Annotated in this window: 14 protein-coding genes; 11 read left to right on the top strand and 3 right to left on the bottom strand. The window is 75.0% G+C overall.

Features of this window, described 5'->3' with window-relative positions; genetic code table 11:
• Positions 1-3: 3 nt before the first annotated feature.
• On the top strand, positions 4-1032 hold the full coding sequence (locus ACBI99_RS36895; protein WP_375074591.1) for a phosphotransferase enzyme family protein: 1029 nt from the start codon (positions 4-6) through the stop codon (positions 1030-1032).
• Positions 1033-1049: 17 nt separating this feature from the next.
• Here the strand turns inward: ACBI99_RS36895 and ACBI99_RS36890 are convergent, their stop codons facing one another.
• Positions 1050-2405, bottom strand: coding sequence for a carotenoid oxygenase family protein (locus ACBI99_RS36890; RefSeq protein WP_375074590.1), 1356 nt, complete (start codon positions 2403-2405; stop codon positions 1050-1052).
• A gap of 171 nt (positions 2406-2576) precedes the next feature.
• Here ACBI99_RS36890 and ACBI99_RS36885 point away from each other — a divergent pair, with 171 nt between their 5' ends.
• Positions 2577-3536: a GntR family transcriptional regulator gene (locus ACBI99_RS36885; protein WP_357585940.1), complete on the top strand. Its 960-nt coding sequence runs from the start codon at positions 2577-2579 to the stop codon at positions 3534-3536.
• A gap of 9 nt (positions 3537-3545) precedes the next feature.
• Here the strand turns inward: ACBI99_RS36885 and ACBI99_RS36880 are convergent, their stop codons facing one another.
• Positions 3546-4622, bottom strand: coding sequence for an alpha/beta hydrolase (locus tag ACBI99_RS36880; protein WP_357585938.1), 1077 nt, complete (start codon positions 4620-4622; stop codon positions 3546-3548).
• Between the two features lie 119 nt (positions 4623-4741).
• Here ACBI99_RS36880 and ACBI99_RS36875 point away from each other — a divergent pair, with 119 nt between their 5' ends.
• The 9 genes from ACBI99_RS36875 (at position 4742) to menC (ending at position 16398) form a co-directional block, all read left to right on the top strand.
• Positions 4742-6226 (top strand): serine hydrolase domain-containing protein, encoded by a 1485-nt coding sequence (locus ACBI99_RS36875; RefSeq protein ID WP_357585937.1) that lies wholly within the window; start codon positions 4742-4744, stop codon positions 6224-6226.
• 123 nt (positions 6227-6349) lie between these two features.
• Entirely contained in the window at positions 6350-7897 is a 1548-nt protein-coding gene (locus ACBI99_RS36870) for an ABC transporter substrate-binding protein (protein ID WP_375074589.1), read from the top strand.
• Position 7898: 1 nt separating this feature from the next.
• A complete protein-coding gene (locus tag ACBI99_RS36865; RefSeq protein ID WP_219503696.1) occupies positions 7899-8852 on the top strand; it encodes an ABC transporter permease in 954 nt (317 codons plus the stop codon).
• Positions 8849-9643, top strand: a complete 795-nt coding sequence (locus ACBI99_RS36860; protein WP_364178372.1) for an ABC transporter permease — start codon at positions 8849-8851, stop codon at positions 9641-9643. The genes ACBI99_RS36865 and ACBI99_RS36860 overlap by 4 nt, the downstream gene beginning before the upstream one ends.
• On the top strand, positions 9640-11328 hold the full coding sequence (locus tag ACBI99_RS36855) for an oligopeptide/dipeptide ABC transporter ATP-binding protein (protein WP_375074588.1): 1689 nt from the start codon (positions 9640-9642) through the stop codon (positions 11326-11328). Before ACBI99_RS36860 ends, ACBI99_RS36855 begins: the two co-directional genes overlap by 4 nt.
• Before the next feature lie 14 nt (positions 11329-11342).
• On the top strand, positions 11343-12887 hold the full coding sequence (locus ACBI99_RS36850; RefSeq protein ID WP_375074587.1) for an amidohydrolase family protein: 1545 nt from the start codon (positions 11343-11345) through the stop codon (positions 12885-12887).
• On the top strand, positions 12884-14452 hold the full coding sequence (locus tag ACBI99_RS36845) for a PucR family transcriptional regulator (RefSeq protein WP_375074586.1): 1569 nt from the start codon (positions 12884-12886) through the stop codon (positions 14450-14452). Before ACBI99_RS36850 ends, ACBI99_RS36845 begins: the two co-directional genes overlap by 4 nt.
• Positions 14453-14506: 54 nt before the next feature.
• On the top strand, positions 14507-15289 hold the full coding sequence (locus tag ACBI99_RS36840; protein WP_375074585.1) for a GNAT family N-acetyltransferase: 783 nt from the start codon (positions 14507-14509) through the stop codon (positions 15287-15289).
• The gene (menC, locus tag ACBI99_RS36835; RefSeq protein WP_375074584.1) at positions 15286-16398 is read left to right on the top strand and encodes an o-succinylbenzoate synthase; all 1113 of its coding nucleotides are present in this window, start codon (positions 15286-15288) and stop codon (positions 16396-16398) included. The genes ACBI99_RS36840 and menC overlap by 4 nt, the downstream gene beginning before the upstream one ends.
• Positions 16399-16425: 27 nt before the next feature.
• Here the strand turns inward: menC and ACBI99_RS36830 are convergent, their stop codons facing one another.
• On the bottom strand, positions 16426-17616 hold the full coding sequence (locus ACBI99_RS36830; protein ID WP_357585924.1) for a cytochrome P450: 1191 nt from the start codon (positions 17614-17616) through the stop codon (positions 16426-16428).
• Positions 17617-17636 lie beyond the last annotated feature (20 nt).

Below are 17636 nucleotides of genomic sequence, written 5' to 3'. Positions count from 1 at the left end.
GGGATGATCTACGCCAAGACGCCGCTGACCCGCGAGATCCGCGAAACCGTGGCCCTGGCCTGGGGGGTCACGGGAGAGGGTGAGCGGTTGCACGGCGGTGAGGAGTCCGCCGCGTACCGCCTCGACGGCCACGTCATCCGCGTCGGCCCCGCAGGGCGCTCCGCCGCCGAGTCGGAATGGTGCCACGCGATCGCCCGGCACGCCGCCGCCGGCCTCCCCGAGGCCGTCGCCCCGCTGCCGACCGCCGACGGGACGGCGACGGTCGTCGTCGTGGCCGGCCGGCCGATCTCCTGCTGGCCGTATGTCGAGGGCTCCTGGGCGGATTCCGACGTCCCGGCCCAGCGCGAGGCGGGCGCGCGGCTGCTGGCCCGGCTTCACCAGTCACTCGCCGGCTTCCGCCCCGGCCCCCGCCCGGTGCCCGCCTTCCAGGAGTCCGGCCTGTACGGCCCTGCACCCCGGCCCCAAGCCGAGCCGAAAGAGCCCGGCCTGGAGCCCCAGTCAAAGAGCCCCGAGTCGAGGAACCTCGGCCTGGAGCCCCAGTCGAGGAACCTCGGCCTGGAGAAGCCCGAGCCGAAGAACCCCGGCCTGGAGCCCCCGTCAGGGGACCCCGACCTCCAGGATCCCGAGCTGGACCGGTGGCTGGTCGCCTTCCATGCCGCGCACCCCGTGCGCCACCCCCTGCACGGCGACTACTACACCGGCAACACGCTCGTCAGGGACGGCCGGATCGTGGCGGTCTACGACTGGGACGAGTCCTTCGTCGGCGCCCCCGAGCTGGAGCTGGCCGCCGCCGCGCTGGAATGGGGCGACGACCTGGCCGGGCCGAGCAAGGAGTTCGTGGCCGCCTACCACGAGGCGGGCGGCACGGCCGGTCACCTGGACGAGGAGTCGCTCGCCCAGCTCGTCAGGCACAAGCTCCGCAGGGAGCACGCCTACTTCGCCAAGGCCGTGCGCTCGGGGGTGAAGCACGACGAGGAGGACATCGCGTACGCCCGCGCGCGGGTGGAGCTGTTCCACCGGCTACGCCCCTGACGGCGCCGGCCGGGTGGTCAGGCGTCCGGGATCCAGTTGCCGTGGAAGCCGAGCGGTACGCGTACGGGCAGGTGGACGCGGGCCACGGGCGGTCCGGTGAAGTCCTGCGCGGACAGGATCACCAGGTCGGAGGCGCCGCGCTCGGGGTCGGCGACGTAGGCCATCAGGTATCCGGCGTCCTCGGCGCCCTGGGTGTCGCCCGGGTCCGGGGCGAAGGCGGCCTCGCCGACGGCGGCGTCCCGCGCGAACCCGTGCACCTCCGTCGTGCCCCGTACCAGGTCGTGCTTGACCAGCGCGTTGGTGAACGCGTCGTCGGGGTGGGGGCCGCTGGGCGTGAACTGCATACCGTACACGGGGGTGACGGCGGAGTAGCCGTAGCGGTGCTGCCGGGAGGCGTAGGCGTCGTTCACGCGCGGGAAGTCCTGGGGCCGGTCGTCCACGCACCGCTGTTCCAGCCGTCCGGTGCGCAGGTCGATGCGCCAGCGGTCGAGCCTGGGGCTGATGCCGCCGGGGTCGGCGACGTCCACGGGACCGTCGGCGGCGATCAGGTCGACGGTGATCGTCGAGCCGTCGTCGTAGGCGTTGAGGACGTGGCTGACGTAGAAGGGCTCGGCGGGCAGCCAGCGGACCTGGCCGCCGGTCCGGGGCAGGACGCCGACGTGGGCCTGGTGCGCGGGGTTCCAGCGGAAGCGCATCGCGTCCATGTCGAAGGTCAGCGGGATGTCGAAGACGACCACGAAGTTCTCCGACAGCGCGAAGTCGTGGAGGAACGGCAGGTCGCCGGGCAGCGGGAGGTCGGCGACGTGGGTGACCGTCCCGGCCGGGTCGGTGACGACGTGCTGGGCGAACGGGCGGCCCAGCAGGTACGCGAGCGAGTGCAGGTCGCCGGTGCGCGGGTCGACCTTGGAGTGCGCGTTGGCGCTGGAGCCCTCGCGGGTGGCGGCCAGGGGGCACTCGCCGATGGTGTCGAGCTCGTAACCGAGTTCGTGGGGCGGCCCTCCCGCCTCCGACAGGGCGAGGGTGCGTCCGGCGTGGCGGAGCACGTGGATGTTCGGGGAGGGCGGCAGGAAGGCGGGCGGTTCCAGGCCGCGTTCCATCCGGTCGAGCGCGTCGGCGACCTCCGCCGAGCGCACCCAGCGGTTGCGGTACCACTCGGCCCGGCCGTCGCGGATCCGCACGCCGTGCACCATGCCCGCGCCGAAGGCCCAGAAGTGCGTGACGGGGTCCTCCACGCCGAGCGGGTTCGGGCCCAGCCGCAGGTAGCGGCCGTTCAGCTCGGCGGGCAGCCGCCCGGTCACGGGCAGGTCGTAAGCGGTGACCTCCTCCTTGACGGGGGCGAAGGGCCCGTGAAGGTAACGGTCGTAGCGGTCCATGCTCACCTCGGTCGATCGGCTGTACGGTGTACGAAGCGAGACGGTACAGCCGGGTGGCGCGCGGCGACCGAGGCCGCGGTAATGCACTAGGCCAGGGAGCGAGCGGTTCACCAGGCGGAATCCGGCTGCTGCGGCAGACGTACAACTGCCCTAGTACAGGAGGCGATCGGCATGCGGCGAACGGGGAGCGGCTCCGCGCCGCCCTACCTGCGGATCGTGCGGGAGATCCAGCGGCGCATCGACACGGGCGCACTGCGGCCGGGCGACCGCGTCCCGTCCATCAGGCAGGCCGCCGCGGAGTGGGGCGTGGCCACCGCGACCGCCACCAAGGCGCTCGACACCCTGCGCCGGCAGGGCCGGGTGGTGGCCGTCCCCCGCGTCGGCACCGTCGTGGCCGACCCCGCGCCGGGCGCGCCCCGGTCCGGGGAGGGCCGGACGCGCCGGTCGCGACCTGCGGCGACCGGCCCCGACGGGGAGCGCGACCGGGTCGTACGCGCCGCGATCGCCCTCGCCGACGCGGAGGGCTTCGAGTCGGTGTCGATGCGCGCCATCGCGGCGAAGCTCGGCATGCCCACCATGTCGCTGTACGGACTGCTGCGCGGCAAGGAGGAGCTGGCCGCGCTCATGGCCGACACCGCGTTCGGCGAGCTGGAGCTGCCCGAGGAGCCGCCCCCGGGCTGGCGGGCCCACCTGGAGCTCGCGGCGCGGCTGCAGTGGCGTCTCTACCTGCGGCATCCCTGGCTGCCCCGGCTCATGTCGCTCACCCATCCGCAGCCACTGCCCCACCTGCTCAGGTTCGGCGCCTGGGGCATGAGCGCCGTGCTGGAGCTCGGGCTCGACCCCGAGGCGGCCCGCCTGGTGTGGTGGGCCGTGGCCAACCACGTCCGGGGGACGGCCACGAACCTCGAGGCGCAACGCGACGCGGAGCGGCACACCGGGCTGTCACCCGACCAGTGGTACGTCGCCCACCTGCCGTCCCTGCGCGCCGCGCTCCCGACCGGCACGGCGCCGATCGACGACCGGCTGGGCTTCGACCTGACCGCGTTCTTCGAGGCCGGGCTCCAGCTCCTGCTCGACGGGGCCGCGGTCCAGATCGGACGGCAGCACCGGCGCGCTGATCCTCCGCGTTGACGAGCCGCTTCAGCCGGTGCGGAAGGTCACTTCCGGGTAGGCCGCGGACGGGCCGTTCAGCAGGGTGGCGGGGCGCTCGCGCAGGTGGACGTCGAAGAAGTCGCGCACGTACGCCCGGGTGATCGCGGCGGCCCGCACCCCGGCCAGGCTGCCGGCGGGCAGGCCGAGCTGCTCGGCGAGCACCGGGAAGTCGGTGAAGGAGTCGTGCTCGGACCCGGCCACCTCGGCCCACCGCTTCCAGCCGGTCAGCAGCGGCCAGTTCTCCGCCCAGGTGGGCACGTCCGGGGTGCCGAACAGCAGGAGCGGCCGGGCGAGGCCGCCGGGCGGCGGCGGGACGACGAACGCCCCGTCGAGGACGGCTCCCGCGTCGATGCGGGGGTCGGCGGTCATGGCGTGGGCGGCGCTGTTGCCGCCGATGGAGTGCCCGGCCATGCCGATCCGGCGCGGGTCGACGGGCAGGCGCCGGTCCCGGATCAGGCGGTCGAGGACGAACGACACGTCGGCGGCGCGGATGTCCGGGACGAGCCCGGGCGCGTCCTCGATCCCGCAGGCCAGGCAGGTGGTGGTGCGCCCGCCGGGGAAGGTGGTGGCGGCCGACTCGTAGGTGTGGTCGACGGCGGCGACGGCGTACCCGTGGCTGGCCAGGTCCTCGGCGAGGACGGTCAGCGACGAGCGGGGCAGGCCGAAGCCGGGCGAGAGGACGACGAGCGGGCGCCTGCCGGGCACGGGCGGGGCGCCGGTGCGGGCGTGGCCGCGGATCCGGCTCAGCAGGTCGCCGGGCGGCAGCCCCTGGGCGGCCAGGAGCAGCGCGGACTCCTCGGGGGTGACGTACCGGGCGCGGGCGCCGGAGGCGCGGGTGGCCGGGTACCACACGGTGACCATGAGGCGGCGGCGTTCGGCGGCCACCCAGGGGTCGGGGCGGGAGGCGTCGAGCAGGTCCCGGGAGACGGTGCCGACGGGGTGCGTCCCGGTCGGCGCGGGCAGCACCGGGACGGCCGTGGACCCGGGCTGGGGGACGGACGCGGACGCCGCGGTGGGGACCTGCAGCGTGGCCGCCAGCAGGGTGATGAGCAGGGCTCGGATCATGCGGTGGAAACTAGGCGGCGAGCCCCGCGCGGTCGTCGGACTTCTGGCCAAACATCCGCCCGCGCGCGTGGTCGCGCACGCCAACGGGCGGCCGTGCTCCGCTGGCCATACTGTCGGGCATGAATCTCGAACTGGTCAAGAAAGAGGTGTCCTCGCTCGTCACCCCCGGCACCCCGGGGCTGGCCGTCGCCGTCTACTCCGGCGGCGAGGCGGTCGCCACGGCCGCGGCGGGCACGGCGTGCGTCGAGTTCGGCGTGCCGATCGACGCCGACACCCGCTTCGACATCGCGAGCGCGAGCAAGCAGTTCACCGCCGCGTGCGTGCTGCTGCTGGCCCGTGACGGCGCGCTCGGCCTGGACGACGACGTGCGGCGGCACGTGCCGGAGCTGAGCCTGGAGGTTCCCGTCACGCTGCGGCAGTGCCTTCAGCACACGGGCGGCCTGCCGGAGTGGTACACGGTCATGGCGCTGACCGGGCACCCGCTCGCCGAGATGACCGAGGAGCGCCTGCTGGAGGTCATCGCCCGGTTCCGCGGGACGACGTTCGAGCCGGGCACGGACTTCACCTACTCCAACACCGGGTACGTGCTGGCCTCGGTCGTCGTGCGCCGGGTCAGCGGCAGGTCGCTGGCGGAGTTCGCCCGGGAGCGGCTGTTCGGGCCGCTCGGCATGGACGACTCGATCTTCCGCGACGACGCGACGCTGCCCGTGGAGCGGATGGCGTACGGCTACGCCAACGTCGACGGGCCGACGCGCCGGGCCGACACGCAGGAGAGCGCGGTCGGCGACGGCGGCATGGTCACCAGCGTGCGCGACCTCGCCCCGTGGTTCGGCTTCCTGACCGACGGCCGGGTGCTCGGCGCGGACCTGCGCGACGCGCTGCTGGAGCGTGCCGTGCTGGCCGACGGCACCACGCTGCCGTACGCGTTCGGCGTCTACCACTACGAGGTCGCCGGGCGGCCGGCGTTCGGGCACGCGGGCGGCATGCACGGCTACCTGTCGGACCTGCTCGTGCTGCCGGACGAGGGCGTGGGCGTGGCGGTGCTGTCGAACCAGCGCGCGATCGACCCGCTCGCGCTGACCGAGCGCCTGGCCAAGCTGCTGCTCGGCGAGCCTCTCGCGGACCCGGGGCGGGAGCCGGGCACGCTGCCGCCGCCCGCGCACGAGCACTGGCACGACCCGGTCACCGGCCTGACGCTGACGCTCAAGCACGGCGACGACGGGGTGGAGGTGTCCGGCGTGGGCACGTTCGTCCCGGGCGCCGACGGCCGCTGGCACGGGCAGGGCGAGGAGGACCGGGAGTGGCTGGAGTGCTCCGGCGACACGCTCGTCCTGGGCTCGATGCTGGCGGCCCGGCCGCCGACCACGTTCCGGCCCGCCGCCGCGCCGACCGGCGAGGCGGCGCCCGAGGGCGAGTGGTGGAGCGGCGAGCTGGAGGCGCGGGCGAGCGTGCGCGACGGCGTGCTGCGCGTCGGCCGCACCCTCGAACTGCCGGTCGAGCCCGCCCCCGCCGGGCTGTGGCAGGCCGGGCCGTTCACGCTCCGGGAGGCCGACGGGGCCCTGCTGATCAGCGGCGGCGGCCTGCGCGGGTTCCGGTTCGCCTGAGCGCACTCGTTGGCCTGCGCAACCAGGCGGGGGTCGCGGGTTTTGGCGGCCCGGTCAGTGAACGGGGACGGTCCGGCTTCTAGCGTCCGACTGTCCCCGCCACTCAGCTTCCGAGGTGGTCACATGACTCCTGCGAAGACCGCCGCCGCGACAGCCGTGCTGCTGCTCCTCACCGCCTGCTCGGCAGGCGGCGCCACCCCGCCGCCTGCCGACACGCTGGTCTGGGCCACGGCCTCGCCGCCCAGCAGCCTCGACATCGCGCACGGCTTCAACAGCCCGTCGACCCTGGTCCAGACAGCCGTCCTCGACACCATGGTCACCCTCGACGAACGAGGGCGGCCGGCGCCCCACCTGGCGACCGGGTGGACCCAGCCCGACCCGGCCAGCTACCTTTTCACGCTGCGCAAGGGGGTGCGCTTCACCGACGGCAGCCCGCTGACCGCCGACGACGCCGCGTTCTCGCTGCGCCGCCACCTCGACCCGAAGGTGGCCTCCCAGGCGGCCTCCTACTTCACCATGGTCAAGAAGGTCGAGCCGGTCGGCGACGACCAGGTGAAGGTGACGCTGAGCCGCCCGGCCCCGGCGTTCCTGGCCGTCTCGGCCATCGCCTGGCAGGTCGTCCCCCGCAAACTGGCCGAACCGCATCCCAAGGACCTGGGCAGCCCCGAGGTCGGCACGCTCGGCACCGGCCCGTACAAGGTGAGCCGGTTCTCCCTCACCTCCGGCGTGCTGCTGGAGCGCAACGAGGACTACTGGGGGCCGAAGCCCGCGCTGCGCCGGGTCGAGGTCAAGAGCATCGGCGACCCCGAGACGCTGCGGCTGGCCGTGCGGTCGGGCGAGATCGACGGCACCGCCGACCTCAACACCCGCGACGCGCGCAAGTGGACCGGGCTCCCCGGCGTCAAGACGATCTTCTACCCCGGCAACAACATCAGCTACCTGTCGCTCGCGGTCAAGAACGGGCCGCTGGCCGACGTGCACGTCCGGCGGGCCATCGCGCACGCGGTCAACCGCAAGGCGATCTCCGACCTGATGACGGCCGGGCACGGCGGCCCCGCCGACGCGCTGCTGCCCGAGCCGATCCTCACCGCCGTCTACGGCGACGCCCCTCCCCCGGTGCCCGTCCACGCCTACGACCCGGCCAAGGCCAAGGAGGAGCTGGCCAGGTCGGGCCATCCGGACGGGTTCACGCTCGCCGCGCCCTACGCCAGCGGCGGCGACACGGGCACCGTCATGCAGGCCGTCGCCGCCGACCTCGCCAAGATCGGCATCACGCTCAAGCTGGAGCCCGCCCCGTCCGACCAGTACGCGGCCCGGATGATGGAGCACGACCGGCTCGGCGTCCACTACGTGGCCCTGGCCTACGGCACGCCTGAGCCGATCGAGGTGCTGCCCGACATGGTCAGCCGCGCCTCCGCCGAGCCGCAGGGCTTCAACTTCTCCGGCTACGGCTCGGCCGCCACCGACGAAAAGCTCGACGCGCTCGTCTCGGCCACCGGCGAGGCCCGCACGGACCAGGTCACCGACCTGCTGAAGGTGATCGCCGACCAGGTGCCGTACGTGCCGCTGTTCCACACCGACAACGCGGCGGCGCTGAACGAGAAGTACACCGCCTCGCTCCACACGTGGACCATGAACCTGTTCGCGGCGATCCACCCGGCGGGCCGTTGACATGGCGCTGCTCAAGCTCCTCGGCCGCCGGCTCGGCGCCGCCGTCCTGCTGCTGGGCGTGCTGTCGACGCTCACGTACGGGCTGCTGCTGGCCTCGCCGGGCGGGCCGGAACAGGTGCTGCTCGGCGGGCGGCCGTCCACGCCGGAGACCCGGGCGGCCATCCGCGAGCAGTATCACCTGGACGACCCGTTCCCGGTCCGGTACGCGCGCTGGCTCGGCGACGCCCTCCAGGGCGACTTCGGCACGTCGATCTACTCCCGGGAGCCGGTGGTGAGCGTCATCGCCGACCGGCTGCCGGTCACCGCGAGCCTGGCCGCCTACGCGCTGGCGCTCACCGTCGCCGTCGGCGTCCCGGCCGGGCTGCTGGCCGCGATGCGCCGCGGCGGGCGGCTCGACCAGGGCATCACGCTCGGCGCGCTGGCCGCGCTGTCGATCCCGTCGTTCGCGCTGAGCATCCTGCTGCTGTACGGGTTCGCCGTCCAGCTCGGCTGGTTCCCGGTGTTCGGCGTGGGCGACACGTTCGCCGAGCGGATCACGCATCTCACGCTGCCCGCGATCGCGCTGGCGGCGGCGCAGGCCGCGCTGGTGGTCCGGCAGATGCGGGCGGCGGCGCTGGACCTGGCCGCCTCCGACTTCCTCACCTTCGCCCGCGCCCGCGGCCTGCCCAGGCGGCGCGTGTGGACGAGTTACGCGCTGCGCAACGCCGCCCTGCCGGTGCTGACCGTGGGCGGGCTGCTGCTGGCGGCCAACCTGACCGGGTCGGTCTTCGTGGAGCAGGCGTTCGGCCTGCACGGGCTGGGGTCGCTGCTGATCGGCGCCGTCGGCCAGAAGGACATCCCGGTGGTGCAGGCGCTGGTGCTGCTCGGCGGCGTCATCGTGGTCGTCGTCAACCTGCTGATCGACCTGGCCTACCTGGTGGTCGACCCGCGCGTGCGGCAGGGGGCTGCGTCATGAGGGCCGTGCTGGTGACGATTCTCGGCCTGGCGGCGGTGGCCGCGCTGGCCGGGCCCTGGCTGGCGCCGTACGACCCGGCCGCGCAGGACCTGGCGCTGAGCGCGGCCGGGCCGAGCGCCGCCCACTGGCTGGGCACCGACGACCTGGGCCGTGACGTGCTGTCGCGGCTGCTGACCGGGGCCCGCTCGGCGCTGTTCTGGCCGGTGCTGGTCGCGCTGTTCACCACCGTGCTCGGCACCGCGCTCGGGCTGGTGAGCGGCTACCACCGGGGCTGGGTGGACGCGGTGCTCATGCGGGTCGTGGACCTGGCGATCGCCATGCCGGGCCTGCTCGTGCTGATCGTGCTCGTGGGCGTGCTCGGCGGCGGCTACGGGTGGGCGGTGCTGGCCATGGCCGTGCTGTTCACGCCGGGCGACATCCGGGTGGTGCGCAGCCTGACGCTGGCCCAGCGGGAGCTGGCCTACGCCGAGGCGGCGCGCACGCTCGGGCTGCGGCCGGGCCGGATCATGTTCCGCCACCTGCTGCCCAACCTGGCGCCGACCGTGGTGGCCAACGCGCTGCTCAGCTTCACCGGGGCGCTGGTCGCGCTGGCCGGGCTGTCATTCCTGGGCATCGGCCTGCCGGCCGGCACCCCGGACTGGGGGCTCATGGTCGAGGAGAACCGGCAGCTCCTGGACCTCAACCCGTGGGCCTCGATCGCCCCGGCCGCGCTCATCACCGTGGTCGCCTGCGCGGCGACGCTGCTGGGCGACCGGGCGTTCGAGTCGATGTCGAAAGGAGCCGGCCGATGAAGGTGACCGGCCTGCGCGTCTCCGGGACCGGGCTGATCGTCGACGGGGTGGACCTGGAGGTCTCGCCGGGCGAGACCGTGGGCCTGGTCGGCGAGTCCGGGAGCGGCAAGTCGCTGACCGCCCGCGCGATGGCCGGGCTGCTGCCCCGGGGGCTGCGGGCGACGGGCTCCATCACGCTCGACGGCAGGGAGCTGATCGGCGCGCCCGAGCGGGTGTGGCGCACCGTGCGCGGGCGGCGGCTGTCGCTGCTCATGCAGGACCCGTTCGCCATGCTCAACCCGCTGCTGACGGCGGGCGCGCACATCGCCGAGTCGTCGCGCTCGCGCGTGCCGATCGCCGAACGGCTGGCCGAGGTGGGCATCGACGACCCGTCGGTGGCGCGGCGGCATCCGTTCCAGCTGTCGGGCGGCATGCGGCAGCGGGTGGCGCTGGCCGCCGCGCTGGCCGGCGACCCGGAGCTGCTGATCGCCGACGAGCCGACGACCGCGCTCGACGCCACCACCCAGCACGAGATCCTGCAGCTCGTCCGGCGGGTGCAGCGGGCGCGTGACATGGGCGTGCTGCTCATCACCCACGACCTGCGGGTCGCGTTCGAGCTGTGCGACCGGGTGGCCGTCATGTACGCCGGCCGCATCGTCGAGCACGGCCCGGCCGCCGAGCTGGGCCGGGCCGCGGCGCACCCGTACACGGCGCGGCTGCTGGCGGCGGTGCCGACGGTGGAGCGGCGGCTGGCCCGGCTGGAGGGCATCCCCGGCGGCGTGCCCCCGGCCGGGGAGGTGAGCGGGGCGTGCGCGTTCGCCGCCCGGTGCGACCAGGCGGAGGCCGCCTGCGTGGAGGCCAGGCCGCCGCTGCGCGCGCTGCCGTCGGGGCGGCTGACCGCCTGCGTCACGCAGGTGCGCCCCCGGCCGGCCCCGTCCGGTACGGGCGCCCGCCGCCAGGCGGCCGGCCCGCCGGTGCTGCGGGTGTCCGGCCTGCGCAAGGCGTACGGCTCCCACGTGGCGCTCGGCGGTGTGAGCCTGGAGGTGCGCCAGGGCGAGACGGTCGGCGTCGTGGGCGGTTCGGGGTCGGGCAAGACCACGCTGGCTCGCTGCGTGCTGGGGCTGGTCACGCCCGACTCCGGCACGGTCGAGCTGGCCGGGGACGGGCCGCGCCACCGGCTGGTGCAGTGCGTGTTCCAGGACCCGTCCACGTCGCTGAACCCGGCGATGACGGTGGGCGCGGCGCTGGCCGAGGCGGCGGGGCAGGGCGCGCCGGAGACCCGGCCGACCGTGGCCGAGCTGCTGGAGGAGGTCGGGCTGCCGGCCTCCTACGCCGGGCGCCGGCCGGCGGCGCTGTCGGGCGGCGAGCGGCAGCGGGTGGCCATCGCCCGCGCGCTGGCCGTGCGCCCGTCGTTGCTGATCTGCGACGAGCCCGTGGCGTCGCTGGACGTGTCGGTGCAGGCGCACGTGCTGGAGCTGCTGCGCCGGATCGGCACGGCCATGCTGTTCATCACCCACGACCTGGCCGTGGTGCGGCAGATGGCCGACCGGCTGGTGGTGCTGTCGCGGGGCGAGGTGGTGGAGGCCGGTGAGGCGGACGCGGTGCTGGACGCGCCCGCGCACGACTACACGCGCCGGCTTCTGCGATCTGTGCCCGTTCTTGCGGATTCTCATACTTCGGTAGCTAGCGCCAGCGATGGCGGATAAGGGAGCCTTCGATCATGCATGACCTGCTGCTTCGCCACGGAACGGTCCACGACGGGCTCGGTGGCCGCGCCAGGACGGCGGACGTCGCCATCCACGACGGCCGGGTCGTCGCCGTCGGCACCGGCCTCGGGCCCGCCCGGCGGGAGCTCGACGTGACCGGGCTCGTCGTGGCCCCGGGCTTCGTCGACCCGCACAGCCACTCCGACACGGTCCCCTTCCTGTCCGAGCCGCAGCCGTTCAAGCTGCTGCAAGGGGTCACCACGGAGATCATCGGCAACTGCGGGTTCTCCTGCGCCCCGGTGCGCGGCGACGCGAGCGGCTTCACCCCGTCCGTGCTGGCCGGGGCGGTGTTCTCCACCATGCGCGAGTACCTGGACGCCGCCGAGGCCGCCGGGACGGCCAACAACCTCGCCGTGCTGACCGGCCACAACACGTTACGGCTGGCCGCCGCCGGCATGTCCGCCGAGATCACCGCGACGCAGCTCGACCGGATGCGCGCGATGGCGGCCGAGGCGTTCGAGGCGGGCGCGTACGGCCTGTCGAGCGGCCTGGAGTACGTGCCCGGGGCCTACGCCGGGATGGACGAGCTGGTCGCGCTCGCGCTGGTGGCCAAGCGGTGGGAGCTGACCTACGCCACGCACCTGCGCAGCGAGAGCGAGGGGCTGGCCGACGCGCTCGACGAGGCGATCGCCGTGGCCGCCGGGGCGCGCATCCGCCTGCACGTCTCGCACTGCAAGGCGTCGGGCCGGGCCGTGCACGGCGCGTCCGCGCTGGTGCTGGAGAAGCTCACCCGGGCCCGCGCCGCCGGAGTGGACGTGCGCGCCGACGTCTACCCGTACCTGGCGTTCGGCACCGGGCTGGTGGCCGTGCTGCCGCCGGTCGCCTGCGAGGGCGGCGAGGACGCGCTGCTGGCGCGGCTGGCCGACCCGGGCGAGCGGGTCAGGCTGCGCGCGCTGGCCGAGAGCCCCGGCACCGGGATCGGCGTCGGCCTCTGGCGCGAGCTGCACCCGGCCGACGTGCAGATCCTCACCCACCGCGACCCGCGCGTGGCCGGGAAGCGGCTGGCCGACCTCGGCGGCGATCCGTGGAACGCGCTGTGCGACCTGCTGGCGGCCGACCCGGCGGCGGCCGGGGTCTTCCACACGATGCACGAGGGTGACCTGCGCGCCTTCCTGGCCGACCCGCTGGTGTCGATCGGCTCCGACGGCGGGCCGCCCGTCGGCCCGAACCATCCGCGCACGTTCGGCACGTTCCCCACCTTCCTCGGCCGCTACGTCCGCGAGGAGAAGGTCGTCCCCCTGGAGACCGCCGTGCGCAAGGTGACCTCCGCCGCGGCGGCGCAGTTCGGCCTGGTGGGACGCGGCTGGCTGGGCCCCGGCGCCGTCGCCGACGTGTGCGTGTTCGACCCGGAGACGATCGGCCACGCCGGCACGTACGAGCAGCCGGACGTGCGCCCCACCGGCGTCGTCCACGTGTTCCTGGCCGGGCGCCAGGCCGTCGCCGACGGCGAGCCGACCGGCGGCCGGCACGGCCGGGTGCTGCGGCGGGGCCGGCCGTGACCGCCCGCGGCCGGGTCACCCTCGGCGTGCTGATCGACAGCCTCGGCCCGGACGTGATCCGGCCGCTCGTCCTGCCGAACGGGCGGCGGCCCCTGGCCGGGGCCCCGGTCATCTACGAGCCGGAGGAGCAGATGGCCGGCCTGGACGGGGCCGTCCTGCTGGTGACGGGCCGCCCGTCGGCCGAGACGGTGGCCCGCGCGGGCGAGAGCCGCGTGGCCGCCGTCGTCGTCAAGCCCGGCGGCGCCGACCTGGAGGCGCTGACCGCCGCCGCCTCCGCCTCGGGGGCCGCGCTGCTGGCCGCGCCGCCCGAGCTGTCGTGGGGGCAGCTCTACACGCTGGTCGACGCGCTGCTGGCCGTCGTCGCCCCGGCCGGCGACCCCGGCGGCGCGCGGGCCGGGGACCTGTTCGCGCTGGCCAACGAGGTGGCGATCCGGGTCGGCGGCGCGGTCGCCATCGAGGACGTGGCCATGCGCGTGCTCGCCTACTCCACCGTCGAGGGCCAGCCGATCGACGAGCTGCGCCGCGAGGGCATCCTCGGCCGCCGGGTGCCCGAGCACCCCACCAACACCGAGGAGTACGCCGCCGTCATGCGCGCCGACGGCGCCGTCTGGAGTTACGAGCCGCGCGAGTTCTACCCCCGCCTGGCCATCGCGGTCCGCTCCCACGGCGAGGCGCTCGGCACGATCTGGGCCGTCCAGGCGGAGGAGCCGCTGACCTCCGACGCGGCGGTGGTGCTGGCCGAGGCCGCCGCCGCCGCGGCCCCCCATCTGGCGCGCATCAACCTGGCCGCCGACGAGGCGCGGCGGCGGCGCGACGAGTGCCTGGGCTGGCTGCTGCGCGGCATGGGCGCGGTGGACGAGCTGGCCGCCTCCTTCGGGCTGTCGCCGGGCGAGCCGCTGACCGTGGTGTCGCTCGGCCCGGCCAACGGCACCGCCGACGTGTTCGCCGCCTCGCACGCCGCCGACCTGCTGCGCACCACGTACCTGGCGTACCGGATCCGGGCCGTCACCGGCGTCGTGGACGGGCGGGCGCACGCGGTGGTGGCCGCCGAGGCGTGCACGCCGCTAGTGCGCCGGATCACCGCCGACACGCTGGCTCGCGTCGGCGAGCGGCTGGGCGGCGGCTGGAAGGCCGGCATCGGCCGCACCTCCGACGGCGTCGCCACGCTGCGGACCAGCGCCCGCCAGGCCGAGGAGGCGCTGCGCGCGCTGTGCGGGCGCTTCGCCGACGAGCCGGTCGGCACCCACGAGGAGCTGTCGGCGGCGCTGTTCCTCACCGACCTCGACGGCGCGCTGCGGGCCAACGGCAGCCTGCGCGGCGAGCCTCTGGCGCTGATCGCCGCGCACGACGCCCGGCACGGCACCCGGTTCGTGCACAGCCTGTCGGTGTGGATCGCCGCCCACTACGACGTGCCCCGCGCGGCCGAACTGCTGTCGGTGCACCCCAACACGCTGCGGTACCGGCTGCGCCGCATCGGCGAGCTGGTCCCGCTCGACGAGCCCGACACCCGCCTGGTCCTGGCCCTCCAACTGCGGCTGAACGGCGACACAAAACCGGTGCCGTGAAGTTCGGCGTCAGCGCCAACGCCGCCCGCCCCGGCGGGCGCGATGCTGTGGGTCATGGCCGAACTTCTGACCACCGCCCCCACCGGGGTGCGGGTCCGCACCCTGCACGGCACCCCCGAGCTCCAGCGCGCCGCCAGCCTGCTGCGCGGCGTCTGGGAGACCCGGCCCGGCGACGACCCGCCGATCGCCCTCGACCTGCTGTGCGCCTTCTCCCACGCCGGCTGCTACGTGGGCGGCGCCTACCTCGACGGCGAGCTCGTGGGGGTGGCGGCCGGGTTCCTGGCCGCCGGGAGCAGCCTGCACTCCCACGTCGCCGGAGTGGCGGCCCCGGCGCGCGGGCACGGCGTCGGCCGGGCGCTCAAGGAGCACCAGCGCGCCTGGGCCGCCGACCGCGGCCTGACCACCGTCTCGTGGACCTTCGACCCGCTCGTGCGCCGCAACGCCTTCTTCAACCTGGCCCGGCTCGGCGCCCGCGTGACCGCGTACCTGCCCGACTTCTACGGCCCGATGAGCGACGGGCTCAACGACGGCGGCCCGTCCCACCGGCTGTTCGTCACCTGGCCCGTCAGCGGGGGCGCGCCGCACGAGCAGTCCGGCGCGACGTTCCGGACGATCGTCGACGAGACGGGCGTCGTGCGCGAGCCCGCCGGGGCGCCGCTGCTGCGCTGCGCGACGCCGCCTGACGTCGAACGGCTGCGCGCCGACGACCCGGCCGGGGCGCGGCGCTGGCGCGAGGCCCTGCACGCGGGCCTCGGCGGCGCACTCGACCTGGGCTACCGGGTCACCGGCTTCACCCGCACCGGCTGGTACCTGCTGGCGGAGGGGGAGACGCGATGAGGCTCGACGGCATCGAACTGCGCCAGGTCGCGCTGCCGCTCGTCACCCCGTTCCGCACCTCGCTCGGCACGCAGACCACCCGCAACGCGCTGGTGCTGCGGGTGGTGAGCGACGAGGGCGAGGGCTGGGGCGAGTGCGTGGCCGAGGACGACCCCACCTACTCCGCCGAACACCTGCACGGCGCGGCCGACTTCGTCCGGCGCTTCGTCGTCCCCGCCCTGGCCGGGGGCGACCTGCGGCCCCCGGACGTGGCCGAGGCGCTCGCCCACCTGCGCGGCCACCCGATGGCCAAGTCCGCCGTGGAGATGGCGGTGCTCGACTGCTGGCTGCGCGCCCGCAACACCGCGCTCGCCGACCACCTGGGCGGGGTGCGCTCCCGGGTCGCCGTCGGCGTCTCCGTGGGCATCGTGGACGGCCTCGACACCCTGCTCGAAACCGTGGACAAGCACCTGACCAGCGGCTACGCCCGGATCAAGCTGAAGATCGAGCCCGGCTGGGACCTGGAGCCGGTCCGCGCGGTCCGCGAGACGTTCGGCCCGGCCACCATGCTCACGGTCGACGCCAACACCGCCTACTCCCCCGCCGACCTGCGGCACCTGGCCCGGCTGGACGACTTCGGGCTCGCGCTCATCGAGCAGCCGTTCGCGCCCGGCGACCTGCGCAGCCACGCCGCGCTCGCCGCCCGCGTGGACACCCCGATCTGCCTGGACGAGAGCATCACCAGCGCCGCCGAGGCGGCCGAGGCCATCCGGCAGGGCGCCTGCTCGATCATCAACATCAAGCCCGGCCGGGTCGGCGGCTACCTGGAGGCGCGGCGGGTCCACGACGTGGCCCGCGCGAGCGGGGTGCCCGTGTGGTGCGGCGGCATGCTGGAGACGGGGCTGGGCCGGGCGGGGAACCTGGCGCTGGCCTGCCTGCCGGGGTTCACGCTGCCGGGCGACATCTCGGCGACCGAGCGCTACTACCGGCGCGACATCACCGCGCCGTTCACGCTCGGCGACGACGGGACGATGGCGGTGCCGACCGGCCCCGGCCTGGGCGTCACGCCCGACCCGGACGACCTCGGCGCCGCCACCACGGCCTCGGAGTGGATCCCGGTGCCCGCCTGACTCACCCGGATGGCCCGCGCCGCCCGTTCACCAGGTCACCGGCAGCGCGTTCAGCCCGTACACGATGCTGAACGCCCGGAAGGACACCCCGTCGTACGGCCCGGCCAGGGCGAGACCGGGGAAGCGGCGCAGCAGGGCAGGGAAGGCGATGCGCATCTCCATCCGCGCCAGCGGAGCCCCGAGGCAGTGGTGCACGCCGTGCCCGAAGGCGACGTGCCCGGCGGCCCCCCGGGTGACGTCGAGGACGCCGGGGTCGCCGGCGAAGGCGGGGTCGCGGTTGGCGGCGGGCAGCGAGCAGATCACCAGCGAGCCCGCCGGGACGACCTGCCCGGCGATCTCCACGTCCGTCGTGGTCGTGCGCGGCGGCAGCGCCTGCACGATGGACAGCCAGCGCAGCAGCTCCTCGACGGCGGGCTCGGCGTGCGCGGGATCGTCGCGGACCAGGGCGAGCTGGTCCGGGTGCCGCAGCAGGGCGAGGGTGCCCAGGGCGAGCATGTTCGAGGTCGTCTCGTGCCCGGCGACCAGCAGCAGCGAGGCGATGCCGACCAGCTCGTCGGTGCCGAGGTCGCCGCCGTGCTCGCGCACCAGCATGCCGAGCAGGTCCTCGCCCGGGTCGGCCTGCGCGCGGGTCACCAGGGAGGCCATGTACGCGCGGTCCTCGCGCTGCGCCGCGACGCGCTCCGCCATCGGCAGGGAGGTGTCCAGCATGCGCACGGACCGCTCCTGGAAGCCGGCGCGGTCGGCGTACGGCACGCCCAGCAGCTCGCAGATCACCAGCGACGGCACCGGCAGCGCGAAGTGCGCCACCAGGTCGGCCGGTTTGCCGGCGTTCTCCAGGTCGTCCAGGGCCGCCTGGACGATCTCGGTGATCCGCGGCTCCAGCCTGCGCATGCGGCGCACCGTGAACTCCGGGGTGAGCATCCGCCGCAGCCGCGTGTGCTCCGGCGGGTCGAACCCGATGAGCTGCCCGGCCCGCATCCTGGCCAGCTCGTCGGCGTCCAGCTGCCCGGCTCCCGGGAACGGCGTCAGGGCGCTGCTGAACCGGACCGGGTCCGACAGCACCTGGCGGACGTCGTCGTAACGGCAGACCAGGTACGCGGGCGGGCCGAACGGCGTCTCGACCAGCGTCACGCCCTCGTCGCGGGCCTTGGCCAGCTCCTCGGCCGGGTCGAACCCGTTCCGCCGCATGTGCGGCGGCAGTTGTGGTGCTTGCGTCATCGTGTGTCCCCTTCTTCGGA

The sequence above is a fragment of the Nonomuraea sp. ATR24 genome (genome assembly GCF_041950485.1).
GTDB lineage: Bacteria > Actinomycetota > Actinomycetes > Streptosporangiales > Streptosporangiaceae > Nonomuraea > Nonomuraea ceibae.
This window is presented reverse-complemented; position numbering and strand designations above follow the sequence as displayed.